20 protein-coding genes are annotated in these 22,755 nt (G+C 73.7%); 9 read left to right on the top strand and 11 right to left on the bottom strand.

Annotated features, from left to right (window positions below; translation table 11 throughout):
* Window positions 1-98: 98 nt before the first annotated feature.
* The gene (locus AB0G11_RS11550) at window positions 99-629 is read right to left on the bottom strand and encodes a TetR family transcriptional regulator (protein ID WP_219509845.1); all 531 of its coding nucleotides are present in this window, start codon (window positions 627-629) and stop codon (window positions 99-101) included.
* A 76-nt stretch (window positions 630-705) separates the two neighbouring features.
* Between AB0G11_RS11550 and AB0G11_RS11545 the strand changes: the two genes are divergently transcribed.
* The gene (locus tag AB0G11_RS11545; protein ID WP_357585418.1) at window positions 706-2,907 is read left to right on the top strand and encodes an MMPL family transporter; all 2,202 of its coding nucleotides are present in this window, start codon (window positions 706-708) and stop codon (window positions 2,905-2,907) included.
* Window positions 2,908-2,910: 3 nt separating this feature from the next.
* On the opposite strand, the gene AB0G11_RS11540 is transcribed toward AB0G11_RS11545, so the two are convergent.
* Both AB0G11_RS11540 and AB0G11_RS11535 read right to left on the bottom strand, forming a co-directional pair.
* Window positions 2,911-3,711, bottom strand: a complete 801-nt coding sequence (locus tag AB0G11_RS11540; RefSeq protein ID WP_357585416.1) for a DUF4037 domain-containing protein — start codon at window positions 3,709-3,711, stop codon at window positions 2,911-2,913.
* Between the two features lie 42 nt (window positions 3,712-3,753).
* Window positions 3,754-4,215, bottom strand: coding sequence for a MarR family winged helix-turn-helix transcriptional regulator (locus AB0G11_RS11535; RefSeq protein WP_219509841.1), 462 nt, complete (start codon window positions 4,213-4,215; stop codon window positions 3,754-3,756).
* A gap of 89 nt (window positions 4,216-4,304) precedes the next feature.
* Between AB0G11_RS11535 and AB0G11_RS11530 the strand changes: the two genes are divergently transcribed.
* Both AB0G11_RS11530 and AB0G11_RS11525 read left to right on the top strand, forming a co-directional pair.
* Window positions 4,305-5,147: an NAD(P)H-binding protein gene (locus tag AB0G11_RS11530; RefSeq protein WP_357585414.1), complete on the top strand. Its 843-nt coding sequence runs from the start codon at window positions 4,305-4,307 to the stop codon at window positions 5,145-5,147.
* Between the two features lie 14 nt (window positions 5,148-5,161).
* Window positions 5,162-6,544 (top strand): MFS transporter, encoded by a 1,383-nt coding sequence (locus tag AB0G11_RS11525; RefSeq protein ID WP_246646008.1) that lies wholly within the window; start codon window positions 5,162-5,164, stop codon window positions 6,542-6,544.
* Here the strand turns inward: AB0G11_RS11525 and AB0G11_RS11520 are convergent.
* The gene (locus tag AB0G11_RS11520) at window positions 6,541-6,834 is read right to left on the bottom strand and encodes a hypothetical protein (protein ID WP_357585412.1); all 294 of its coding nucleotides are present in this window, start codon (window positions 6,832-6,834) and stop codon (window positions 6,541-6,543) included. The two genes, AB0G11_RS11525 and AB0G11_RS11520, sit on opposite strands and share 4 nt — an antisense overlap.
* A 144-nt stretch (window positions 6,835-6,978) precedes the next feature.
* Here AB0G11_RS11520 and gdhA point away from each other — a divergent pair, with 144 nt between their 5' ends.
* Entirely contained in the window at window positions 6,979-8,322 is a 1,344-nt protein-coding gene (gdhA, locus tag AB0G11_RS11515) for an NADP-specific glutamate dehydrogenase (protein WP_219509837.1), read from the top strand.
* On the opposite strand, the gene AB0G11_RS11510 is transcribed toward gdhA, so the two are convergent.
* Window positions 8,319-8,810, bottom strand: coding sequence for a cupin domain-containing protein (locus AB0G11_RS11510; protein WP_219509836.1), 492 nt, complete (start codon window positions 8,808-8,810; stop codon window positions 8,319-8,321). The two genes, gdhA and AB0G11_RS11510, sit on opposite strands and share 4 nt — an antisense overlap.
* Window positions 8,811-8,885: 75 nt before the next feature.
* Window positions 8,886-10,739 (bottom strand): CHAP domain-containing protein, encoded by a 1,854-nt coding sequence (locus tag AB0G11_RS11505; RefSeq protein ID WP_357585409.1) that lies wholly within the window; start codon window positions 10,737-10,739, stop codon window positions 8,886-8,888.
* A 303-nt stretch (window positions 10,740-11,042) separates the two neighbouring features.
* On the opposite strand from AB0G11_RS11505, the gene AB0G11_RS11500 reads away from it, so the two are divergent.
* On the top strand, window positions 11,043-11,690 hold the full coding sequence (locus AB0G11_RS11500) for a PaaI family thioesterase (RefSeq protein WP_357585407.1): 648 nt from the start codon (window positions 11,043-11,045) through the stop codon (window positions 11,688-11,690).
* On the opposite strand, the gene AB0G11_RS11495 is transcribed toward AB0G11_RS11500, so the two are convergent.
* The 3 genes from AB0G11_RS11495 to AB0G11_RS11485 all read right to left on the bottom strand — a co-directional run bounded on the left by AB0G11_RS11495 (window position 11,675) and on the right by AB0G11_RS11485 (window position 15,062).
* On the bottom strand, window positions 11,675-11,998 hold the full coding sequence (locus AB0G11_RS11495; RefSeq protein WP_357585405.1) for a VOC family protein: 324 nt from the start codon (window positions 11,996-11,998) through the stop codon (window positions 11,675-11,677). The genes AB0G11_RS11500 and AB0G11_RS11495 overlap by 16 nt on opposite strands.
* 78 nt (window positions 11,999-12,076) lie before the next feature.
* Window positions 12,077-13,795 carry a serine/threonine-protein kinase gene (locus AB0G11_RS11490; protein WP_357585403.1) on the bottom strand — a complete coding sequence of 573 codons (1,719 nt, stop codon included), beginning with the start codon at window positions 13,793-13,795 and terminating at the stop codon, window positions 12,077-12,079.
* Between the two features lie 58 nt (window positions 13,796-13,853).
* The gene (locus tag AB0G11_RS11485; protein WP_357585401.1) at window positions 13,854-15,062 is read right to left on the bottom strand and encodes a serine hydrolase domain-containing protein; all 1,209 of its coding nucleotides are present in this window, start codon (window positions 15,060-15,062) and stop codon (window positions 13,854-13,856) included.
* Window positions 15,063-15,184: 122 nt separating this feature from the next.
* On the opposite strand from AB0G11_RS11485, the gene AB0G11_RS11480 reads away from it, so the two are divergent.
* Genes AB0G11_RS11480 through AB0G11_RS11465 form a run of 4 tightly spaced genes read left to right on the top strand, consistent with a single transcriptional unit; the run spans window position 15,185 to window position 19,996 of the window.
* Window positions 15,185-16,120, top strand: coding sequence for a hypothetical protein (locus AB0G11_RS11480; RefSeq protein ID WP_308126003.1), 936 nt, complete (start codon window positions 15,185-15,187; stop codon window positions 16,118-16,120).
* Entirely contained in the window at window positions 16,117-17,211 is a 1,095-nt protein-coding gene (locus AB0G11_RS11475; protein ID WP_219510144.1) for an FAD-dependent oxidoreductase, read from the top strand. The genes AB0G11_RS11480 and AB0G11_RS11475 overlap by 4 nt, the downstream gene beginning before the upstream one ends.
* Window positions 17,212-17,213: 2 nt before the next feature.
* Window positions 17,214-18,458 (top strand): cytochrome P450, encoded by a 1,245-nt coding sequence (locus tag AB0G11_RS11470; protein WP_219510145.1) that lies wholly within the window; start codon window positions 17,214-17,216, stop codon window positions 18,456-18,458.
* Complete coding sequence (locus AB0G11_RS11465; protein WP_357585399.1) at window positions 18,455-19,996, top strand: class I adenylate-forming enzyme family protein; 1,542 nt, start codon at window positions 18,455-18,457, stop codon at window positions 19,994-19,996. The genes AB0G11_RS11470 and AB0G11_RS11465 overlap by 4 nt, the downstream gene beginning before the upstream one ends.
* A 16-nt stretch (window positions 19,997-20,012) precedes the next feature.
* Here AB0G11_RS11465 and AB0G11_RS11460 read toward each other — a convergent pair whose 3' ends face one another.
* The gene (locus AB0G11_RS11460; RefSeq protein ID WP_308126004.1) at window positions 20,013-21,146 is read right to left on the bottom strand and encodes a M20 family metallopeptidase; all 1,134 of its coding nucleotides are present in this window, start codon (window positions 21,144-21,146) and stop codon (window positions 20,013-20,015) included.
* 12 nt (window positions 21,147-21,158) lie between these two features.
* A complete protein-coding gene (locus tag AB0G11_RS11455) occupies window positions 21,159-22,667 on the bottom strand; it encodes an AbgT family transporter (protein WP_219510147.1) in 1,509 nt (502 codons plus the stop codon).
* Between the last annotated feature and the right edge of the window lie 88 nt (window positions 22,668-22,755).

Below are 22,755 nucleotides of genomic sequence, written 5' to 3'. Positions count from 1 at the left end.
CCATCGACCGGACCACCTACAAAGCCACCATCAGCATCAACATGCTCCGGGCCAGCCCTTGACGCCACGACCCCAGCCCTAACTGAACGGCGTTGGCTCTAGCCGGCCAGCGTCAGCACCGCGCGCACCAGCGACCGGCGCACCCGCTCCTCCGGCAGGTCCATCGTCTGCGTGACGCCGAGCTGCAGCGCGCCCAGCACGGCCCAGCCGCGCAGCCGCGCCTCGTCGTCCGGGTCGGGGCCGGTCAGCCGGGCGAACAGCTCGTCGCGGAACGTGCGCACCGCCTCGCCGGTGGAGCCCGGCGGGGCGTCGTCGGCGCCGCCCAGGTCCTCCATGAACAGCCGGACCACCGCCCGGTGGCGCACCACGAACCCGGTCAGCGCCTCGGCGAAGGCCCGCCTGTCGCCGCCGAACTCGGTGCCGAGCAGCGTGAGCATGTCCTCCACGCACGGCGCGAGCAGCTCGGTGGCCAGCCGGTCCTTCGGGTGGAAGTGGTAGGCGACGGCGGTCTTGGTCAGGCCCACGGCGGCGGCGATGTCGGCCAGCGAGGTGCGGGCGTAGCCGCGCTCGGCGAACAGCTCCCTGGCGGCGGCCAGGATGCGGCTGCGGGTGTCGTCAGGTGTGGTCATCGTCTCATTTCCACCAGGGCGTGCCTGCTTTATCGTAAGTCCCTGTACGGGCGTACAGGACGGGGGAACAGGCGAGATGTCACGTTTTCTGGGCCGGCTGGGCGAATGGTGTGCCAGGCGTGGCCGGCTCGTCCTGGCATTATGGGTCATCGCCGCCGCCGCGCTCATGGGCGGCAGCCTCGTGTTCGGCAGCCCGGTCAGCAACGACGTGGCCATCCCCGGCACCGACAGCCAGCGGGCCCACGACCTCATGCGCGCGGGTTTCGGCCCCGGCTACGAGGTCGGCGGCACCGTACAGCTCCTGGTCTACTCGCCGGACGGGTCGCTGCTGGACGAGCCGCGCAAGGCGGCCGTCGAGCGGGCGCTCGACCGGCTGCGCGAGCAGCCGCACGTCGACGAGGTCAGCACGCCCTACAGCGCCGCCGGGATGTCGCCCAGCCTGCAGATCGGCCTGATCACCGTCCGGCTGAGCGGCCACGACAGCACCCAGCAGGCCGCCACCGCGCAGGCGCTGTCCGACGCCGCCGAGCCCGCCAGGCAGGCCGGGCTGGAGGTCGTCGCCGCCGCCAGCGGCAACCCCGCCGACAAGGAGATCAAGACCGGGCCCAGCGAGGTCATCGGCGTCGTGTGCGCGTTGCTCGTGCTGGTCTTCGCCTTCGGCACGCTCACCGCCGCCCTCGTGCCGATCTTCACCGCGCTCGTCAGCGTCGCCTCCAGCCTGGGCGTGATCGGGCTGCTCGGCCACGTCGTGGACGTGCCCAAGCAGGCCGGCATCATGGCCACGATGATCGGCCTCGGCGTGGGCATCGACTACGCGCTGTTCCTGCTGTCGCGGCACCGGCGGCTGCTCGCCACCGGGCTCACCGTCCGGCAGGCCGTGCGCGGCGCCGTGTCCAGCTCCGGCGGGGCCGTGGTGTTCGCCGGCGGGACCGTCATCATCGCGCTCAGCGCGCTCATGTTCGGCGGCTTCCCGCTGCTGCGCACGCTCGGCTGGGTCACCGGCATCTCCGTCGTCACCGCCGTGCTCACCGCCGTCACGCTCGTCCCCGCCCAGCTCGGGCTGCTCGGCCACCGGGTGAACGCGCTCAAGGTGCCGTTCCTGGGCAGGCGGCCCGAATCGTCCGGGTGGGGGTCGCTCGGCGCGTGGGTGGCCCGCCGGCCCTGGCGGGTGCTCATCGGCAGCGTGCTGCTGCTCGGCGCGCTCGCCGCCCCCGCGCTGTCGCTCCAGCTCGGGCCGCTCGACGAGGGCTACGGGGCCAAGGACGACCCGGGACGGCGCGCGTACGAGCTCATGGAGGTCGGGTTCGGGCCCGGCAGCAACGGGCCGGTCAGCGTCGTGGCGACGGTGCCGCACGCGGCGACGGACGCCGACCTGGACCGGCTCCGGGACGAGATCGAGACCGTCGACGGCGTCCGCCACGTGTCCGACGGCGAGATCGGCGAGTCCGGCACCGTGATGATGGTCCAGGTCATCCCCGACCACGCGCCCAGCGACCCGGAGGCCCTGGAGGTCGTCAAGGCCATCAGGGGGCTGGACCTGCCCGGGTTCGAGGTGCACGTGGGCGGCGAGGTGGCCGCGCTCGCCGACGCCGGTGACCGCATCTCCGAGCGCACGCCGCTGGTCATCGCCGTCGTGGTGCTGCTCAGCGCGCTGCTGCTGTTGCTGGCCTTCCGGGCGCCCATCGTGGCGATCAAGGCGGCGCTGATGAACCTGGTGTCGCTCGGCACCGCGTTCGGGGCGCTCGCGCTCGTCTTCTCCATCGGGCTCGGCAGCGGGCTCGTCGGCATGGACCCGCCGGCCGGCGCCTCGTACCTGGAGACGCTGTTCTTCAGCGTGCCGATCGAGACGTACGTGCCGTTGCTGCTGTTCGCGGTGCTGTTCGGGCTGTCGATGGACTACGAGGTGTTCCTGCTGACGGCCGTGCGGCAGGCGTACCTGAAGCATGGTGACAACCGGCGCGCCGTGGCCGAGGGGCTCGGCTCCACCGGGCGGGTGATCACCTCGGCGGCGCTCATCATGGTCGCGGTGTTCACCGCGTTCATCGCCTACCCCGACCCGATGGTCAAGACGTTCGGCGTGGGGCTGGCGGTGGCCATCGCGGTGGACGCCACGCTGATCCGCGGCTTCCTCGTCCCGGCGACCATGGTGCTGCTCGGGCGGTGGAACTGGTGGTGCCCGCGCTGGCTCGACCGGCTGCTGCCCAACCTGTCGGTGGAGGGCGAGGAGGACGAGCGGCCCGCCGAGCCCGCTCGCGAGCCCGAGCGCGTCACCGTCTGAGGCTCACTCCAGGGCGGCGCGGGTCTCGGCCACCAGGGCCCGCGCCTCCTCCACCGCCGCAGCCAGCGGCTCCGCGTCCTGGCCGAGCGCGCCCAGGATCGCCCGCACCCGCCCGGCGAACCCCTCGGGCGCGGCCGGGAGCGTCCCGGCGACCGCCAGCGCGCCCTTCTCGTTGAGGCACCAGCGCCGGTCGGCCGCGTACAGCGCCTGGGCCAGCACGCCGAACGCCCGCGACAGGCACAGCGCCACGTGCAGCCCGTCGGCGCGGGCCGCGCTCTTGGCCGCGATCCCGGTCAGGAACTCCGCCTCCCACGCGCTCGCCGTCAGCGCCAGCCGCAGCGGCTCCGGATAGACGGCGACCTCCGCGCGCAGCCGCGCCAGCTCGCCCGACGGGTCCGCGAGCACCTGGCCCAGCGCCACCTCGCCCGGATAGCACGGCGACCAGAAGCCCAGCGGATGCCCGGCCTGGATCGCCACCTCGTAGCGGCCCTCCCGGCAGTCGGCCCACACCCGCTCCACCCGGTCCAGGTCACGCAGGATCCAGTCCACCGCGACGCCGCCGACGGTCAGCCAGGCGCCGCCGTTCACCCACGGGCCCCAGCCGCCCGGCCCGGCCACCTCGACCCCCGGCCCGGCCAGCGCCCGCAGCGCGCCGAGATCCAGCTCGCCCCGGTAGTAGACGCCCAGGTCCCAGTCGGAGCCCGGCCCGTGCTCGCCGCGCGCCCGGCTCCCGCCGAGCATCACGCCCCGCACCCCGGGCACCTCGGCCAGCCTGGCCGCCATCTCTTCGACGTACGCGCGCATCGTCGGAAGTGTGCCAGCCCGATGCCGTCGCGGCCAGCGATTTTACCGAGGGTCCGGGGCCCTGCGGGCGCTGAGGGTGGCCAGGGAGTCGACGTACTTGAGCATGAGGCGGGCGAAGTCGAGCCGGTCGCGCTCGGACCAGTCGGCGGTGATGAACTCGTAGGCGGCCCGCTGGTGGCGGCGGAAGCGGGCCATGAGCTCCCGGCCCTCCGGGCTGAGGTGCAGGACGGTGCGGCGGCCGTCCTGCTGGGAGGCGGCGCGGACCAGGTAGCCGGCCTTGATGTTGTCGCTGACCATCCGGCTGGCCACCGAGGGGTCGACGCCGAGCAGGTCGGCCACCCCGCCGACGGTGACCTCCTCGCCGGGGTGCTCCAGGACGACGTTGAGCACGAGCGTCCGGCTGAGGTCCTTGGCGGAGATCGGGTTCTCGACCTCCAGCAGCGAGGTGCGCCTCAGCTTGGAGAACGCGGGACCCACGGCGTCGAGCAGCTCATCGTCCGTCATTTGTAAATCGTACCTCCGAGGGCACATGTTGACAGGATTTTATATGCATGCTGTCATGCATGTGTCTTCAGTCAACGAATGGAGTGGCCATGACCATCCTCGTCACCGGCGCCCGCGGCCAGGTCGCCCAGGCGCTCGTCGCCCGCCTCCACGCCGCCGGGCTGCCCGTCCGCGCCGCCAGCGCCCGCCCCGCCGAGCTCACCGTCCCCGCCGGGATCGAGACCGCCGAGGTCGTCCTCGACCGGCCGGAGACGTTCGGCCCGGCCCTGCACGGCGTCGAGCAGGTCTTCCTCTATCCCGACCCCGACGGCATCGACGCCTTCACCAAGGCCGCCCAGTCCGCCGGCGTCGGCCACGTCGTCCTGCTGTCGTCCTCGTCGGTGCTGGGCCCCGACGCCGAGACCGACCCCATGGCGAGCCACAGCCTCCTGGTCGAGCGGGCCCTGACCGCCTCCGGCCTGCCGAGCACGTTCCTGCGGCCGGACGCCTTCTCCGGCAACGCCCTCGGCTGGGCGTACGACATCAGCCAGGGCCGGCCGGTCCAGCTCGCCTACCCCGACGCCGAACTCGCGCCCATCCACTCCGCCGACATCGCCGACATCGCCCACGAGGCGCTGACCGGCACCCGGCTCCGGGGCCGCGCGATCACGCTCACCGGCCCCGAAGGGCTCACGTTCAGGCAGCAGCTCGCCATCCTGTCCGAGGTCGCCGGGCACGAGATCCCCGTCGTCCGGATCACCCACGAGGAGGCCGAGCGCCAGCTCGTCCGCTACATGCCGGCGGCGTCCGCCGGATCGCTCCTCGCCTGGTGGGCCACCGCCTCCCGGCAGCCCGCCGCCATCGCCGACACCACCCAGACCCTCCTCGGCACCCCCGCCCGCACCTTCCGCCAGTGGGCCGCCGAGAACGCCGCGGCCTTCACCCGGCGCTGAACGAGAGAACCCCCTTGTCCACAGCCGTGACCACCGGCCGGAGACGCTGGGCCGTCCTGGCCGTCGTCCTGTTCGCCGCCATCCTCGACCTCCTCGACGCGACGATCACCAACCTCGCCGCGCCCACCATCGCCGCCGACCTGTCCGGCGGCGAGCCCCTCATCCAATGGCTCGGCAGCGCCTACGCGCTGTCCATGGGAGTCCTGCTCGTGGTCGGCGGCCGCCTGGGCGACAAGTACGGCCGCCGCCGCCTGTTCCTCGTCGGCGTCACCGGCTTCACCCTCGCCTCCGTCGCCTGCGGCCTGGCCTGGGACCCGGTCTCGATCGTCGTCTTCCGGCTGCTCCAGGGGGCGCTCGGGGCGCTGCTGATCCCGCAGGGGTTCGGCATCCTCGGCGCCGTGTTCCCCCGCGAGGAGCTCGGCAAGGCGTTCGGCGTCTTCGCCCCCGCCCTCGGCCTGGCGTCCATCGGCGGGCCGATCCTGGCCGGCGTCCTCATCGACGCCGACCTGCTCGGCCTCGGCTGGCGCGCCATGTTCCTGATCAACATCGTGCTGGGCGGCCTGGCGGTCGTCCTCGCCGTCCGGCTGCTGCCCCGCGACGAGGGCGAGCGCGCCGTCAAGGTCGACGGCCCCGGCTCCGGCCTGCTCGCCGCCGCCATGCTCGGCCTGCTGTACGGGCTCATCGACGGCGCGGGCCACGGCTGGACGCCCCGGGCCGCCGCCTGCCTGGCGGCGGGAGCGGTGTTCTTCGTCCTGTTCGCACGGCGTCAGCGCACCGCGCCGAGCCCGCTCATCGAACCCTCACTGCTGCGCAACCGCGGCTTCGTCTCCGGGCTGACCCTCGGCCTGGTGTTCAACGCCGCGGTCTCCGGCCTGCTGTTCCTGCTCGCGCTCTTCCTCCAGGACGCGCTGCACCGCACGCCCACCCAGGCGTCCGCCAGCCTGGCGCCGCTCGCCGCCGGCATCGTCGTCGCCTCCGTCGCCTCGCACCGGCTGCTGGACCGCCTCGGCCGCCGGCTCATCCTGACCGGGCTGCTCATCACGCTCACCGGCGCGCTCTGGCTGCTCGCGCTGGGCACCGGACCGGCCGTCTGGGCGCTCGTCCCGCCCGTCCTCGTCATCGGGCTCGGCCTGGGCTCCTGCTTCGGCAGCGTCTACCAGGTCACGCTCGGCGGCGTCGACGCCAGGGAGTCGGGCAGCGCCAGCGGCGCCCTGTCGGCCAGCCAGCAACTGGCCAACAGCGTCGGCGCCGCCGCCGTCACCACCGTCTACCTCCACACCGCCGGCGGCGTCACCGCCGGGCTGACGGTGGTCGCCGCGGCCCTCGTGGCCTGCTGCGGGCTCGTCCGGCTGCTGCCAGGCCGCCGGCCCGTCGAGGGCGCCCACGCCGGGGGCTAACCGACGCGGGTGCAGTCCTGCATCAGGACCTCGCCCGGCAGTGCCGCCCGGCCGCCGCCGGTGCACCGGATGCGGATCGCGTACTGCCGGGTCTGGCCGGTCACCTCGCCGGCGAACTCACCCGAGGTGACCGCCCCAGGAGTGGCCTCGCAGGAGCCGTACAGCACGGTCGTCGCCGGGTCGCCGCGCAGGTTGTCGCAGGTGTAGGCGGGCACGTCGGTCGCCTGCGCGGGGGAGGCGGTGCCGAGCGCCGCGCCCGCGAGGGCGGCCAGGGCGAAGTCGCGGATCATCGTGTCTCCTCGTGGGGGTTCGCGTTCGCCACACAGAGTAAGAGTCCGTCACGCAGCGTGCGACCTGTTTCGGGGTCCCGGCGAGTTCTCACAAATGCGCACCTCTTAAGGTGAGGGGCGAATGCAAATGAGTGGGGAGAATCCGTGTTGCACGAGAAACTGTCGTCGATCTATGACAACGTCCTGCGCCGCAATCCTGGGGAGATCGAGTTCCACCAGGCGGTGCGCGAGGTGCTGGAAAGCATCGGCCCAGTGCTCGGCAAGCACCCTGAATACGCCGAATCGAAGATCATAGAGCGTATTTGCGAGCCCGAGCGGCAGATCATCTTCCGCGTGCCGTGGGAGGACGACCGCGGCGAGGTGCACATCAACCGCGGCTTCCGGGTCGAGTTCAACAGCGCCCTCGGCCCGTACAAAGGCGGCCTGCGCTTTCACCCGTCCGTCTACCTGGGAATCGTGAAGTTCCTCGGCTTCGAGCAGATCTTCAAGAACAGCCTCACCGGGCTGCCCATCGGCGGCGGCAAGGGCGGCTCCGACTTCGACCCCAAGGGCCGCTCGGAGCGCGAGATCATGCGCTTCTGCCAGAGCTTCATGACCGAGCTCTACCGCCACATCGGCGAGTACACCGACGTCCCCGCCGGTGACATCGGCGTTGGCGGGCGCGAGGTCGGCTTCCTGTTCGGCCAGTACAAGCGCATCACCAACCGGTACGAGTCCGGCGTCATCACCGGCAAGGGCCTCGCCTACGGCGGCGCCCAGGTACGCACCGAGGCCACCGGCTACGGGTGCGCCTTCTTCGTCGACGAGATGCTCAAGGCGCGCGGCACGTCGTTCGACGGCAAGCGGGTCGTCGTCTCCGGCTCCGGCAACGTCGCCGTCTACACCATCGAGAAGGTCCAGCAGCTCGGCGGCACGGTCGTGGCCTGCTCCGACTCCTCCGGCTACGTCCTCGACGACAAGGGCATCGACCTGGAGCTGCTCAAGCAGATCAAGCAGGTCGAGCGGGCCCGGCTCGACGTCTACGCCGAGCGCCGCGGCGAGCACGTCTCGTTCGTGCCCGGCCGCAGCGTGTGGGAGGTGCCCTGCCAGGTCGCCATGCCGTCGGCCACGCAGAACGAGATCACCGGCCGCGACGCCGCCCACCTCGTCGAAGGCGGCCTGCTGGCCGTCGGCGAGGGCGCCAACATGCCCACCACGCCAGAAGGCATCAAGATCTTCCTTGACGCGGGCGTGGCCTTCGGCCCCGGCAAGGCCGCCAACGCCGGCGGCGTCGCCACCAGCGCCCTGGAGATGCAGCAGAACGCCAGCCGCGACTCCTGGACGTTCGAGTTCTCCGAGCACCGGCTCCAGGAGATCATGCGCGACATCCACGGCCGCTGCCTGCAGACCGCCGACGAGTACGGGATGCCCGGCAACTACGTCGCCGGCTCCAACATCGACGGCTTCCGCCGCGTGGCGGACGCGATGCTCGCCCTGGGTCTCATCTAGACCATGTACTGGTCGTGGCGCAGGTAGAGGTCGGCCAGCTCCTCGGCGCTGGGCTGCCGGCCGCTCGCCATCAGCGCCACGCTCTCCTCGAAGTACGCCTCCCGCGGCGCGCCCGGCGTGAACAGGATCAGCATCGACGCCGGCTCGCCGGACTCGTTGCGGAAGGCGTGGACGCCGCCCTCGGGCACGAACAGGAAGTCGCCCGGCTTCCCGTCGATCCAGGTCGTGCCGTCGTAGAGCCGGATCGTGCCGGACAGCACGTAGAAGGACTCGGTGATGGTCCGGTGGAAGTGCGGCGCGGGGCCTGACGGCCGGGGCCCCATCTCCCACCGGTAGAGCCCGAACGCGCCGTTCGTGCTCGCGCCCGTGCCCAGGTAGTGGGCGGCGCCTCCGCCGCCCATCTGCAGGTCGGGCGGCGCGTCGGCGGGGCGCAGCACGGCGTTCCGCTCGCCGCTCTCGCCGAAATAGCGGGGTTCGGGGTAGGACATGAGACTCCTTCGCGGCTCGTGGTCCTCCCGAGCATAGGGCGGGCCCGTCGCCCGCCCTCCGGCCCGGGGGTCCGGTCAGGCGCGGTGACGGCCCCGGCGCTGGTGGGCCGTGCGGCGGGCGCCGCCGCCCCGGGAGGGGGCGGTGTCCTCCGACGACTGCCGCTGCGGCGGGCCCGTCAGCGCCATCTGCTGGTGCGCCGCCGTACGCGCCTGCTGGGCGGCCGTACGGTGGCGACGGCCACGCAGCGGCGCGTCCTGCGCGAACGGCTCCAGGTACTGCGGCGACACGCCCCCGTTGCGGTGCCGGCGCCCGCGCGGGGGAGCGTCGGCGGCGAACCCCGGCTCCTCGATCGGGTGCTCGTAGCGCCGCCGCCGCCCGGCGTAACCGTGCTGGCGGACAGGCGGCCGGGCGAACGCGTCGAACGCGTCGGCGCTACCCCCCGGCACGAGCGCGGCCCCGTCCGAGAACACCGGCCGCGCGAACTCCCCGGTCGTCGCCGGCACGCGGCCGAACTCCCCGGTCGTCGCCGGGATGGGGGCGAACTCGCCGGTGGTTTCCGGGAGGCGGGTGAAGGCGTTGAAGGGGGTCGTCGCCGGGGGGATGACGATGGGGGCGACCGAGGCGGTGACCGGGATGACGATGGGCTCGAACGGCCCTGTGGTCGCCGGTGCGGCGGTGGGGACGACGAGGGGCTCACGCGGGGTGGTGACCGGCGTGGCGGTGTCCTGGAGGGAGCGGAGCGCGCTGACGGGCTCGGCGGCGTCCAGGAGCTTGGGCGGCGCGGCCAGCTCGACGGCGTCGCGCCTGGCGGACAGGGAGACGCGCTTGCGCGGCTTGCGGCGGCGGTGGGCCGGAGCGGCGGGAGGCGCGGCGACAGCGGCGGCGGCGACGGCACGGCCGGCCGGGCGCAGGCGCAGGCTCCTGGTCTTGGCGATGGCCAGCACCGCGAGCGCCGCGACGAGGGCGGAGGTGACCAGCGTGGTGGAGTCGGCGGGCGCGGCCGGGGTGGCGATGGAGGCGTCCACGATGGCGGGCATCGGCCCGGTGGTGGCCGCGCTGGTGTCGGCGGTCGAGTGCTTCGCGTGCTTGCCGGGCTTGGGCGCGGCGGAGGCGGCCTTGCCGTCGGTGGACGGCGCTCCCACCTGGGACTGCGGCGCGGTGGCGGCCTTGGCGTCCTTGGCCGGCTTGGCGGCCGTGGCGGGGGCGTCGGGCCGCGTGCGGGACTCGGTCTTGGGCTGGGCCCGCCCTGACTCGGTCCGCCCGGAGTCGGGCGAGGCGATCTCCAGGTTCTGCAGCGAGCCGGTGCGGGCGCCGGGCGTGGGGGCGGCGAGGGGGATGCGCAGGTCGCTCTCGGCGCGCGGGATCAGCGTCGTGAGCTGCTCGGACGGCTGGTAGGTGCCGGCCTCGGCGGATCGGGTGCCGGCCTCCTTGAGGACGCGCTGGGCCTCCTTCTCGTCCAGCCGTTCCTTGATCTTCCACGGGTAGCCGTAGCCGACGACCTTGCTGGTGTCGCGTTCCTTGCGTTTGGCGACGCCGCCGTCGATGTTGCCCTCGATGGTGAAGATCCGGCCGCCCTCGACGCGGGTGACGACCCCGACGTGGTCGATGCGGTCGATGTCGTTGGTGCCGCTCCAGTCGTAGAAGACGAACGCGCCGGGCTGCGGCTTGGTGCCCCAGGCGTCCTGCCGCTTGAACCACTTGGCGTGCGCCACGGTCCAGGCGAACTGCCCCATCCACTCCTCGTACCCGAGCTTGGTGGCCGCCCAGGAGAGGAACATGTCGCACCAGGGCGCGCCGGTGTAGTCGGCGTCGAACTCGACGTTGGAGCCGTACCAGTCGCCGAACTTGGTGTACGCGCCGGCCTTCTCCGAGTAGCCGAGCTGGCTCTCGAGAAGATCGATGAACTTCTTCATCTCTGGGGTCGTCATGGAAGTGCGGGGGAACCCTTCCGAGCCGGGCCGGTTTCGGCACGAGCGTCCCGGGGTACCAGGGGTAGTCCTGGGACGGTCGTGACGAACCGGAGACCTGTGTTCGTCCGTGATGCAGGAGGCTACCGGCACGTAACGGCAGGTCAAGCACGCGCAAAGACACTGCCATCCGTTGCCCATGGCCGATACCGCAGGTCAGCTATGTTACGGAAGTGTCACGACAAAGGTGATAAAACCTCAAAAGATCTACCGAACCGGGCGTGTCGTTCCCGTTTAGAACGGAATTCGGTAGCGTGGACCATCATGACGATCGAGGCCGCCACCGACGGAGCCAGGGCCGAGGCGCTGACCGAGCTGGCCGAGCGGACCAGACGCCTCATGGACGCCGTGGCCACCACCGGCGCGCCCCCGGACGAGCTGGCCGCCGTCGCCGCCGAGCTGGAGGCCCTGACCGGGCGGCTCGGCGGATCCGGCGGCCAGGCCCCGCACCCGTACGAGATCGCCCCCGACGGCAGCCTGCGCGCCCTCGGCAACGCCGTCGTGGGCGCGGCGAACCCGTTCGCCCTCCCGCTCGTCGTCGAGCGGACAGCGGCCGGGGTGCGGGCCGAGGTGACGTTCCGGCCGCTGCACGAGGGGCCGCCCGGCGGAGTCCACGGCGGCATCAGCGCGATGGTGCTCGACCACCTGCTCGGCCAGGCCAACGCCGCCGCCGGGTTCGCGGGCGTGACCGTCTCGCTCACCATGACCTACCGGGCGATGGTCCCGTACGGCGCCCCCGTCGTCGCCACGGCCGAGCACACGCGGTCGGAGGGCCGCAAGAACTGGGCGGGCGGCCGCATCAGCGCGCCCGACGGCACGGTGCTCGTGGAGGCGGCCGGGCTGTTCGTCACCCCCGCCGCCTGGGTGCGCGACGGGCTGCCGGTCCGGGGCGCCGCTCAGAGCGGCGAATAGAGCACGAAGACGTTGCCCGACGGGTCGCGCAGCACCGCCCGGGTCTCGTGCGGCCCCGCCTCCGGCTCCCGCACCACCTCGGCGCCGCGCGCCGCCAGCTCCGCCACCGCCGCCGCCGTGTCGTCCACCCGGTACGAGGGCGCGGCCGACGCGGTGACGTGCTCGGCCGGACCGGCCAGCGCGATCGTCACCCCGCCCGCGTCCAGCGCCGCGAACCTGTCGCCGTCCCGGAACCGCACCGGCAGCCCGTAGAACGCGATCGCCTGGTCCAGATCGGTGACGGGAATCAGCACGTTGCCGAGCCTCACACTGGCCTCCCCTGAGCTGGTCGTGCTCCCAGCATCCGGCGTCCGGGCGCGCCGCCGCATCCTGCTGTGTGCCCGGCCTCAGCCGGTGGCCGGGGCAGCCTCCGGCGTCGGGTGGGTGGTGGCGGACGACGGGGACGGCGTGGCGGGGGTGCGGGTCGGGCACGGCGGGCCGTCCACGGGCACCTCGCGGATCTGGGGGCCGTTGGCGGCGGCCGGCTCCGTCATGGCGAGGATCGCCAGGTACGCCCGGTCGCCGCAGGGCACCGCCGCCGGGGTGCGGCCCACCTGGGCCGTGTACGCGGTGCGGCCCGTGAGGGTGCGCGTCTCCTGGCCCACCTCGCGGGCCTCGCCGCCGTTCTCCCGTCGCAGGTACGCGATCCGCAGGCGTACGGGGCCCGGGCCGTCGGCCAGGACGCGCACCGAGCCCGCCGAGCCGTCCCAGGCCAGGACGCCCGCCTCCCGCACCGACGGGGGCGCCGGCGGCCGGGTCGGGGGCGGGGTGGGCTCGGCTGACGGCCGCACCGTCGACGCCGTCGCCGTAGGGGCCCGGGGCGTCGGAGTTGGCGGCGGCGTGCGCTCGGGCGTCGGCGTCGGCGTGCGCGTGGCGCGGCGGTCGGCGGGGGGCGCGGTGCCGGGCGGCGGGGTGCCCGGTGGGTCGCGCCTGTCGGGGGTGGTGACCGGGTCCAGCGCGCTCGGGGTGTCGTCCGGGGGGAGCAGCACCGCGCCCGGCGGGACCCGGCCCTCGGCCATCAGCAGCGTGACCGCCACCGCCACCACCGTCGCGCCCGCCAGCCACAGATGCGTCGGCACCCCGGCCGCCCACGCCGTCCCGCGCCCCCTCCGCGCCGCACGGGAGGACCGGGGCGCGTCCCCGGTCGGGGAGGCGGCGGGGGAGCTGCGAGCCGTGGCCTCCGCGCGGGGCCGTGCGGCCGGGGCCGCGTCGGCCAGCGGGAACCGGAGGGCCAGCAGGGTGGCCAGCTCGCCCAGGTGGCGGCGTCCGCGTTTCTCCCATTCGGGCCCGTACGCGGTGAGGGCGTCACGTTCCAGCTCGGCGGCGAACCGGCGGGCCGAGGCGAACCGGGCGGCGGGGTCCTTGGCGAGGCCGAGGCGGAGCAGGTTGCGCAGGGAGTCCGGGGCGACCTCCAGCGGCACCGGCTCCACCAGGTGCCTGTCGCGCAGCGCCGGGACGCCGTCACCCCGGTAGGGCACGCGGCCCCGTACGGCCTCGAAGAGCACGCACGCCGTCGCGTACAGGTCGGCGGGCGGCCCGGCCTCGCCGCGCGTCCACAGCTCGGGCGACATGTACGGCGGGCTGCCGGGCGGGACGCCGGGCTCCTCGGCGTGCGCCACGACGCCGAAGTCGGTCAGCTTGACGGCCCCGTCGGCCTGGACGAGCACGTTGCCCGGCTGGACGTCGCGGTGCGCCAGCCCCCGCTCATGGGCGGCGGCCAGACCGCCAAGCACGGCCTTGACCAGGGCGAGCGCGGCCTCGGGGCGCACCCGGCCGTGCTCGGCCAGGATCGCGCGCAGCGACACCCCGTCGACCAGCTCGGTCACGACCGCCGCCCGGCTGCCCGTCCGCACGTACTCGTACGTCCTGGCCACGCCGGGGTCGTCGAGATCCACCAGGATCGCGGCGTCCTCGGCGAAGCGGGCCATGAAGGCGTCGTCGCGGCGCAGGGTGGCGTTCAGGTACTTGATGGCCACGTGCGCCCCGGTGGCCTGGTACGTGGAGAGGAAGACGCGGCCGGTCCGGCCCTCGCCCAGCTGGCGTACGTCGCGATAACCAGGGACCAAGTCGAACCCCCAAGGCAGCCCGTCCAGGATTTGACGTTCTCACCCGAGGTTCCGGTTGTCACGAAATATCCGGCAGCGACGCGTACACCGCCTCCGTCAGGCGGTAGGCCCGCATGCTGCCCGACACCATGTCGGCCATCCGGTTCATCACGTAGCCCACGGCCAGCTCGTGCTCCGGATCGCCCAGCCCGAGGAACCCGCCCATCCCGCTGTGCCCGAACGCCGTGCGCGACGGCATCAGGAACGTCATCGACGGCCGCATGAACCCGAGCCCGAACGAGCTGTCGACCACCAGCACCCGGTCGGGCCCCGCGACCCGGGGCCGGATCGCGTCGGCCAGCGTCGCGGGCCGCAGCAGCTCGCCCGCCACCAGCGCCCGGTAGAAGCCGGCCAGCCCGGCGGCCGTGGTGACGACGCCCGCCGCCGGCCAGCCCGCGCGCAGGATGACGGGGTGGTTCGCGCCGCCGTCGAGGAGCCGCATCGCCGGGTTGCCGAGCGCCCGGTTCATCAGGCTCTCCGGGTCCCGCGCCGCCGCGGCCATCCGGTCGACCACGTCACCCCCACCAGGGGCCTCACGGGGCGCGGCGGGCTCCGAGGCGGGCTCCGAGGCGGGCTCCGAGGCGGGCTCCGGGGCGGGCGTCGCGGGGCGGCGGGCGGGGCCCGTGATCCGGGCGGCGCGGGCGATGACGTCGTCCGGCGCGCCCATCCACAGGTCCAGCCCGAGCGGCCCGGCGATCTCCGCCGCCACCAGCTCGCCGACGGACTTGCCCGTCACCCGCCGCACGACCTCGCCGACGAGGAACCCGTACGTGAGCGCGTGATAGCCGTGCGCCGACCCGGGCTCCCACAGGGGCTCCTGGCCCGCCAGCCGGGCGGCCATCGCCGGCTGGTCGCCGAACTCCGCCACGGGCACCGGCGTCTCGATCACCGGCAGCCCGGCCTGGTGGGTGAGCAGGTGCTCGACGGTGACCGCACGGGCGGCGAACTCGGGCCACACGTCGGCCACCGGCGCGGCCAGGTCCACCAGCCCGCGCTCGGCGAGCTGGAGCAGGACGGTCGCGGTGAGCGCCTTGGTGCAGGAGTACGCGAACGCGGGGGTGTCGCGCAGCCACGGCCGTCCGGTGTGCCGGTCGGCGATCCCGTCCCACAGGTCGACGACCAGCTCGCCGCGATGGTAGACGGCGAAGGCGGCGCCGAGCTCCTGTCCGTCGGTGAACTGCCGCTCGAACACTTCGCGCACGCGGGCGAACCGGGGATCGCAGTGCATCGTCCCTCCGGGGGCAAGGAAGCGCTTACTTGGCCAGCCGAGCGTAACAACGCAAAGGACAACCAGGCACCCCTCCTGATATGTCACGATATGCATGGGTACAAATACACACTGTGACTACTGTGAGACGCGTAGAAATCGGCTGGCCCAGCTTGGGCATGGCCGTCACGGCAGAACTGGACGAGCGCAACGCCGCTCTGGCACAGAGCCTGTGGGACGCGCTGCCGTACCGCAGCCTGCAGGGCCATGCCCTGGTGGCGGGCCATCACCTCTATCACGTAGCTCCGGTCCACCAGATGCTGCACCAAGCAGCCACGCACTCGGTGGACCGGCGGACCGTGCCCGACGGCACGATCTTCTCATCCCGGCTGCAACACCTCGGGATCAAGTACGGCGAACTCACCGAGCCGATGCCGGCCACGCCCATCGGCCGCATCACCGAAGGCGACCTCGACACGCTCGTCGAAGCCGGCCAGGCCGTCTGGGAGGCGGTCTACCGCACCAAGAAACCCGTCATCGCCGAGGTCAGAAGGGCCGGTGAGAGCTTCGGGCACAGCCTGCCCCGCCTGACCGTCTCCGACCCGGAGGTCGACGCCCTGATCGCCGACCTGCACGCCGAGACCGAGCGGATCTGGCTGGTCCCGCCGCAGGAACTGGTCGACCTGCACGAAGGCCGCATCACCTCGAACGCGGGCAGCTTCGAGACCGTCCTCACGACCCTGCTGTTCGTCAACGGCGAGACCCGGCCGCTCGGCTACGCCTGCTACGGCGGACTGGTGCGGGCCGCCCACGAGCAGATGCCGATGGAGTCGCTGCACCAGATGGCCAGGGTCCTGGCCAAGACCCCGGCCGAGTTCCTCGGCTACTGCGGCCTGCAGACGCTGTGGGGGTTCACCGAGAGGCTGTTCGACGTCCTGGACCGGCTCGACGACCGCGAGGACTTCATCGCGGTCATGTCGCACATGGCCCTGTACGTCAACTGCCTCGGCGGCTGGAACCTGCACCTGTTCCCCTGGCAGGTGGGCGACCACCTGCGGCGCGTGCGAGCGCTCGGGTGAACGCGCAGGCGCAGGTCGTCGTCATCGGCGGCGGGGTCATCGGCCTGTCGATCGCCTACCACCTGGCCGAGGCCGGGGTGCGCACCGTGCTGCTGGAGCGCGGCGAGCTCGGGTCCGGCGCGTCGAGGGCCACGGCCGACGTCGTCAGGTCGTACTTCGCGGGCAACCCGGTCAGCTCCGCGATGGCCGTCCGCAGCCTGGAGGCCTACCAGGCCTTCGGGTCGCGGCCGGCCGCCCAGGTGCCGCTGCGGCAGGTCGGCTACCTGGTGCTGCTCACCGAGCCGGAACAGGTGGCGGCGATCGAGGCCGAGCTGCCCGCGCAGCGGGCGGCCGGGGTGCGGGTCGAGCTCGTCGACGCGGGAGAGGCCCGCCGGCTCAACCCGCTCGTCGGCCCCGACCTGCCGCTGCTGGCCGCCGCCTGGTCGCCCCAGGCGTACGTGTCGGACACGGCGGCGATCGTGGCCGGATACGCCGAGGGCGCCAGGCGGGCCGGGGCGAAGCTGCGCACCGGCTGCCCGGTGCTCTCCGTCGACCCCGACCGGGGCCGGGTCGAGACCACCGACGGCACGATCACGGCCGAGGCCGTGGTGTGCGCCGCCGGCGCCTGGTCCGCGCCGCTCGCCCGCTCGGCGGGCGTCGACCTGCCGCTCACCGAGCCGGTCACCCAGGAGCTGCTGCTGACCGACCCGCTGACCGAGCTGTCGCCCATTCCGTCCGTCCCGGTCACCCTGCACGCCGCGAGCGGCCTGCTCATGCGGCTGCGCGGGGACCGGATCCTGATCGGCATGGGCTACCCGGACCGGGACAGGGAGGCCTGGCGCGCCCGCGTCGCGGAGCGGCTGGCCGGCACGTACCCGCGCCTGGCCGGGGTGGCGCTGCACCCGGCGATCAGCGGCGTGCGGGACGCCAGCCCGGACAAGACGGCGTTCATCGGGCACCGGCCGGGGCCGCCCGCGTTCCTGTACGCGGCCGGGTTCTCCGGGCACGGGCTGTGCAACGCGCCCGCCGCCGGGGAGCTCGTCCGCGATCTCTACCTGGGCAAGGACCCGTGGCTCGACGTCGCGGACCTGGCCGTGGAAAGGGCCGGATGACCATGACGACCGAACAGGAGAGCCGGGAGACCGGGCGGGCCTTCGTGCTCGACCCGGCCACCCCGGACGTGCACGCCGACAACGAGCGGCTGCGGGAGGCGGGGCCGCTGGTCCCGGTCGAGGTCGAGGGGGTGCGCGCGTGGGCGGCCACCCGCTACGCGACGCTGGCGGCCGTGCTGGCCCACCCCGACCTGTCCAGGGACGTCAGCCACTGGGCTCCGGAGGGCCGGGCCGAAGTCCGCAAGGCCACGGCCGTGGAGAAGATCACCTCGGACACGTCCATGCTGAACTCCGAGGGCGAGACCCACAAGCGCCTGCGCGGGCCGCTGATCAAGGCGTTCACCGCCCGCCGGGTGCAGGGGCTGCGGCCCAAAATCGAGCGGATGGCCGCCGCGCTCGTCGACGAGCTGGCCGCACTGCCGCCCGAACCCGTCGACCTGCGGCTGCACTACGCCTACCCGCTGCCGCGCGACGTCATCTCCGAGCTGATGGGCATCCCGCCCGGCATGCGCGACGAGCTGCACGAGCTCACCGACGTGGCCGCCCGCGTCGGCGACGGCCCGGACGACGTCAGCGGCTCCCGCGACGCCCTGTACGTGCTGCTCGACAAGGTCATCGAGGTGCGGCGCGGCACGCCGGGCGAGGACGTGATCACCGACCTGATCAGCGTGCGCGAGCAGGACGGGGAGCGGCTGACGCGCTCGGAGCTGCTCGACACGATCGAGCTGCTGTTCATCGCCGGGCACGTGACGACCGTCAACCTCATCACCAACGCCATCCGGGCCATGCTCACCCAGCCGGGCCAGCTCGACCTCGTGCTCGGCGGCTCGCTGCCGTGGAGCGCGGTCGTGGAGGAGACGCTGCGCTGGGACTCGCCGGTCGCCCACTTCCCGATGCGCTACGCCGTACGGGACCTGGAGATCGACGGGGTCACGGTGCGGAAGGGGGAGGCGGTGCTGGCCTGCTTCGCCTCCGCCGGGCGCGACCCCGACCAGTACGGCGAGCGGGCCTGCCGGTTCGACGCGGCGGCGCCGCAGCCGGGGCACCTGTCGTTCGGGCACGGGCCGCACTTCTGCCTGGGGGCGCCGCTGGCCCGGATGGAGGGCGAGGTGGCGCTGGCCGCGCTGTTCTCAGCCTTTCCGGAGATGAAGCTCGCCGGGCCCGCCAGCGGCACCCGGCCGCTGGGCACGGTGCTGGGCAACAGCACCCGGTCGCTGCCGGTGCTGCTGGGCAGGCGGGCGGGATGAGCGGGACGACGGCCCGCCGGGTTCCGCCCGGCGGGCCGGACCCGTTGCGGGCCGGCCGCCGGGCCTCCGGGCGGTCCAGGCCCGCCCGGACGCCCGGGTTCGGGGAGGCGCTGGTGCGCGGGCTGACCGCGGCCGGGCCCCGGGACGCGCTGGTGTGCGGGCAGGAGCGGCTGAGCGGGGACCAGGTGCTGGCCATGACGGCCTCGGCCGCCGCCGCCCTGGAGGCGCGCGGCGTGCGCGCCGGGCAGGCGATCGCCCTGCTGTACGGCGGCCGGCCGGAGTCGCTTGCCGCCCGGCTCGTGACGCTGGCGCTCGGCTGCCCGGCCATCCTGGTGCCCGTCGGGCTGCCGCCGGAGACCGCCGCCCGCGCGATGCGCGCGACGGGCGCCACGGCCCTGCTGTACGAGGCCGGGCGGCAGGAGGACGCCGAGGCGCTGCTGCGGATCTGCCCGGTGCCCGTCCACGGCCCGCTCGACCGGCTGCTCGCCACCGCGGGCGCCGGGACGGCGACGATCCCGGCCGGCCGGGGCCTGGCGTCGGTGACGTTCACCAACGGCACGACGGGGGAGCGCAAGGCCGTCGCCTACAGCCACGCCGTCGAGGCCGCGCAGCTCGGCGCGGCCAGGGCGCTGATAGGGCCCGGAGCGTGGCGCTTCCTGGTGTGGCCGGGCTTCCACCTGCCCACGCTGACCGCGCTGTGGACGCTCGCGACCGGCGGCACGGCGGTCCTGGCGACCGGCGAGGACACCGGGCGCGAACGCGAGCTGATCGCCCGCGAGGGCGTCACCCACGTGCTGGCCGGGCCGCCGTTCGGCTTCTACGGCCTGGCCCGGCGGCTCGGCCACGTGCCCGGCGTGCGCCAGATCCTGTACGGGGGAGCCCCGGCGGTGCCGGCCCGCAGCCGGGAGGCCGTCGAGGCGCTGGGCCGCGTGGTGCGGCAGTCGTACGGGCTGACCGAGGGCGGGTTCGTCACCACCCTGTCGCCCGCCGACCACGCGCGGCCGGGGCTGCTCGCGTCGGTGGGCCGGGCCGTGGCGGGGGTGGAGCTGGAGATCCGCGACGAGCGCGGCGCCCGCGTGCCGGACGGCGAGGTGGGCGAGGTGTGGACGCGCTCGCCGCAGGTCATGACCGGCTACCTGGACGATCCCGGGCTCACCGCGGCCACGCTGCGCGACGGCTGGGTCCGCACCGGCGACCTCGGCCGCCTCACCCCGCCGGCCGAAGGCCGCCACCTGTTCCTGGTGGACCGGGCCGGGAGCGGGCTGCCGCCCGGCGTGTACGCCTATCCGGTCGAACAGGTGCTCACCGGGCACCCCGGGGTGTCCGACGCCGCCGTGTTCGCGCTGCCGGACGGGGGCGTGGGGGCGGCCGTCGCCGGGCGGGCCGATGAGCCGGAGCTGCGCGAGCTGGTGCGCGGGGCGCTCGGTCCGGCCTGTGAGCCCCGGCGGCTGTGGCTGATGGACGACCTGCCCCGCACCGGCTCCGGCAAGCCCGACAAATCCGCCCTCCGTGCCCGGTACGGCGGCCGGCCCGGCTGACCCGGCGGGTTCCGCGCTAGGCGAGCGCGGAGATCAGCCCGATCGTCAGGGCGGTGCGCTCCGGGATGTGCTCGACCAGCACGTACTCGTGCCGGGCGTGCGCGCCGTCGCCGACCGCGCCCATGCCGTCGAGCACCGGCCGGCCCAGCCCGGAGACGAAGTTGCCGTCGCTGGCCCCGCCGACCGACGCCTCCTCCAGGGTCCAGCCCTGGGCGGCGGCCGTGGCCTGTGCCTCCTTGAACAGCCGCCGCGAGGGCGGGTTCGGCGTCATCGGCGGCCGGTTCCAGGAGCCGGCCACGGACACGCTCACCCGAGGGTCGCTCGGCCGCAGGCCCGCGAACAGTGCGTCGATCCGCTCCATCTCGGCGAAGTCGCTGACCCGCACGTCGACGCCGCAGGTGGCGAGCCCGGCGGCCACGTTGCGGCCGGTGCCGCCGCTGATCAGGCCGACGTTCACGGTGGTGCCCAGCTCCGGCCTGCCCCCGGCCGCGATGACCGTGACCAGCTCGGCGAGCGCGTGCACGGCGCTCGCGCCCGCCGTCGGGTCGAGCCCGGCGTGCGCCTCGACGCCCGTCACCGTCACGTCGAACAGGCCCACGCCCTTGCGCGCCGTCTTCACCGCCCCGCGCAGCGACGCCTCGAACACCAGGCTGGCCAGCACGTCGGCGCTGGCGGCCTCGATGTGCTGCCGCGAGGCCGGGCTGCCGATCTCCTCGTCACCGTTGAACAGGAACCTGACGCCCGGATGCGGCAGCCCGAGCTCGCGCAGCCCGCGCAGCGCCCAGATCGACTGCACCAGCCCGGTCTTCATGTCGAACACGCCGGGCCCGGTCGCCTTGCCGTCGACCACGCCGAACGGCCACCCGGCCAGGGTCCCGGCAGGCCACACCGTGTCGTAGTGGCTCATCATCAGCACCTCACCGGGCGCGGTGCCCCGGTAGGTCAGCTCCAGCACGTCGCCGTGCGCGCCGCCGTCGTGCACGACCTCGTCGTCCGGCGTGCCCAGCCGCTCGACGGCCAGCGCGCGCACCGCCCGCAGCCCGGCGGCCAGCGCCGCCTTGTCGTAGCTGGGCGTCTCCAGCTCGACCAGGTTCTTGATGTCGTCGAGCATGGCCGGCAGGGCCTGCCGGCTCCAGTCGGTGATGGACAAGGGAGATCCTTCCTAGGCGACGGGCGCGCCGGGGCCGAGCGGGATGCCGAGCCACCAGAACACCAGGAACAGCAGCGTCCAGACGACGAGCAGGGTGAACGCGAGCGGGATGGTCATCGAAGCCAGTGTGCCGATCCCGGCCGAGCGGCGGTAGCGCTGCAGGAAGCCGAGCGCCATCACGAAGTACGGGCTCATCGGGGTGATGGCGTTCGTGCAGGAGTCGGCGATGCGGTAGAGCGCCTGGGTGTACTCCGGCGGGATGTCGAGCAGCATCAGCATCGGCACGAACACCGGCCCGACCAGCGCCCACTGCGCCGACCCGCTCGTCACCACCAGGTTGATCACGGTCACCACGATCAGGATGCCCAGGAACACCACCGGCCCCGACACCCCGGCCGACTTCAGCAGGTCGGCGCCGTTGATCGCGATGATCTCGCCGATGCCGGTCCACTTGAAGAAGGCCAGGAACTGCGAGATCGCGAAGAACAGCACCAGGATCGGCGCCATCTCGCGCAGCCCGTGCGCCATGAAGTCGGGGATGTCGCGGCTGCTGGTGATGCTTCCGGCGGCCTTGCCGTACGCCCAGCCGACGGCCAGGAACGCCAGCGCGAGGAAGATCGCGATGGAGCCGAGCAGCGGCGACTGGACGAGGCTGCCGCCCTCGCCGCGCAGCGGCGATCCGGCGGGCAGCACGGCCAGCACCAGCGCGACGACGAACACGACCAGCGCGATCAGCGCGGCCCGCAGGCCGCGGCGCTCCTCGGGGCGCAGGGTCAGCGAGCCGAGGTCGTCCTCCTCGGCGTCCTCGTCCACGGGCAGCGACTCGACCCGGCGGGCCAGCACCCGCTCGGTCACCACGGTGATCACGGCGGCGAGCACCACGGAGGAGGCGATCGAGAAGTAGTAGTTGGCCAGCGGCGTGACCACGTAGGCCGGGTCGATCGTCTGCGCGGCGGCGGTGGTCAGTCCGGACAGGATGGCGTCGACCGGCGTCACCAGGGGACTGGCGTCGTAACCGGCGGAGATGGACACGAACGCCACCACGATGCCGAGGATCGGGCTGCGGCCGACCGCGCGGAAGGCGAGCGCGCCGAGCGGGATCAGCACCACGTAGGCGGCGTCGGAGGCGACGTGCGACACCATGCCGGTGAAGGCCAGCGCGAACGTCACCCACCGGGGCGACACCTTGGCCACGCCCGAGCGCAGCACCGCGGCCAGCAGCCCGGACCGCTCCGCGACGGCCACGCCGAGCATCACCACGAGGATCGTGCCGAGCGGCGCGAACGACGTGTAGTTGTCGATGGCCCCGTCGATCATCGTCGTGACGCCGTCGGCGGACAGCAGGTTCTTGGCCACCACCTGCTTGCCGCTGGCCGGGTTCACCGCGGACACGCCGGCCGCGGCCAGGCCCCAGCTCACCAGTGCCAGGACTCCCGCCAGGATGACGAACAGCCAGAACGGGTGCGGCAGTTTGTTGCCGAGGCGCTCGATCCCTCCCAGGACGCGCAGCAGGCCGTTCATCGGTCAGGCTCCTTTCCCGTTAATGGTCACCCATTACAGGGGCGATGACCGATTTTGGCAAGTAAAATGTTCTGGCTGGCTGAATCAG

Origin of the sequence: Nonomuraea sp. NPDC023979 (assembly GCF_040639085.1) — a bacterium.
GTDB lineage: Bacteria > Actinomycetota > Actinomycetes > Streptosporangiales > Streptosporangiaceae > Nonomuraea > Nonomuraea ceibae.
Note: the sequence above shows the minus strand (reverse complement) of the source record. Positions and strands in the feature narration are given on the sequence as shown.

What these genes read in the sequence shown, in the direction of transcription:
- AB0G11_RS11550 (WP_219509845.1), bottom strand. Translation starts at nt 629, where the DNA reads ATGACCACACCTGACGACACCCGCAGCCGCATCCTGGCCGCCGCCAGG.
- AB0G11_RS11545 (WP_357585418.1), top strand. Translation starts at nt 706, where the DNA reads ATGTCACGTTTTCTGGGCCGGCTGGGCGAATGGTGTGCCAGGCGTGGC.
- AB0G11_RS11540 (WP_357585416.1), bottom strand. Translation starts at nt 3,711, where the DNA reads ATGCGCGCGTACGTCGAAGAGATGGCGGCCAGGCTGGCCGAGGTGCCC.
- AB0G11_RS11535 (WP_219509841.1), bottom strand. Translation starts at nt 4,215, where the DNA reads ATGACGGACGATGAGCTGCTCGACGCCGTGGGTCCCGCGTTCTCCAAG.
- AB0G11_RS11530 (WP_357585414.1), top strand. Translation starts at nt 4,305, where the DNA reads ATGACCATCCTCGTCACCGGCGCCCGCGGCCAGGTCGCCCAGGCGCTC.
- AB0G11_RS11520 (WP_357585412.1), bottom strand. Translation starts at nt 6,834, where the DNA reads ATGATCCGCGACTTCGCCCTGGCCGCCCTCGCGGGCGCGGCGCTCGGC.
- AB0G11_RS11510 (WP_219509836.1), bottom strand. Translation starts at nt 8,810, where the DNA reads ATGTCCTACCCCGAACCCCGCTATTTCGGCGAGAGCGGCGAGCGGAAC.
- AB0G11_RS11505 (WP_357585409.1), bottom strand. Translation starts at nt 10,739, where the DNA reads ATGACGACCCCAGAGATGAAGAAGTTCATCGATCTTCTCGAGAGCCAG.
- AB0G11_RS11500 (WP_357585407.1), top strand. Translation starts at nt 11,043, where the DNA reads ATGACGATCGAGGCCGCCACCGACGGAGCCAGGGCCGAGGCGCTGACC.
- AB0G11_RS11485 (WP_357585401.1), bottom strand. Translation starts at nt 15,062, where the DNA reads ATGCACTGCGATCCCCGGTTCGCCCGCGTGCGCGAAGTGTTCGAGCGG.
- AB0G11_RS11470 (WP_219510145.1), top strand. Translation starts at nt 17,214, where the DNA reads ATGACGACCGAACAGGAGAGCCGGGAGACCGGGCGGGCCTTCGTGCTC.
- AB0G11_RS11465 (WP_357585399.1), top strand. Translation starts at nt 18,455, where the DNA reads ATGAGCGGGACGACGGCCCGCCGGGTTCCGCCCGGCGGGCCGGACCCG.
- AB0G11_RS11455 (WP_219510147.1), bottom strand. Translation starts at nt 22,667, where the DNA reads ATGAACGGCCTGCTGCGCGTCCTGGGAGGGATCGAGCGCCTCGGCAAC.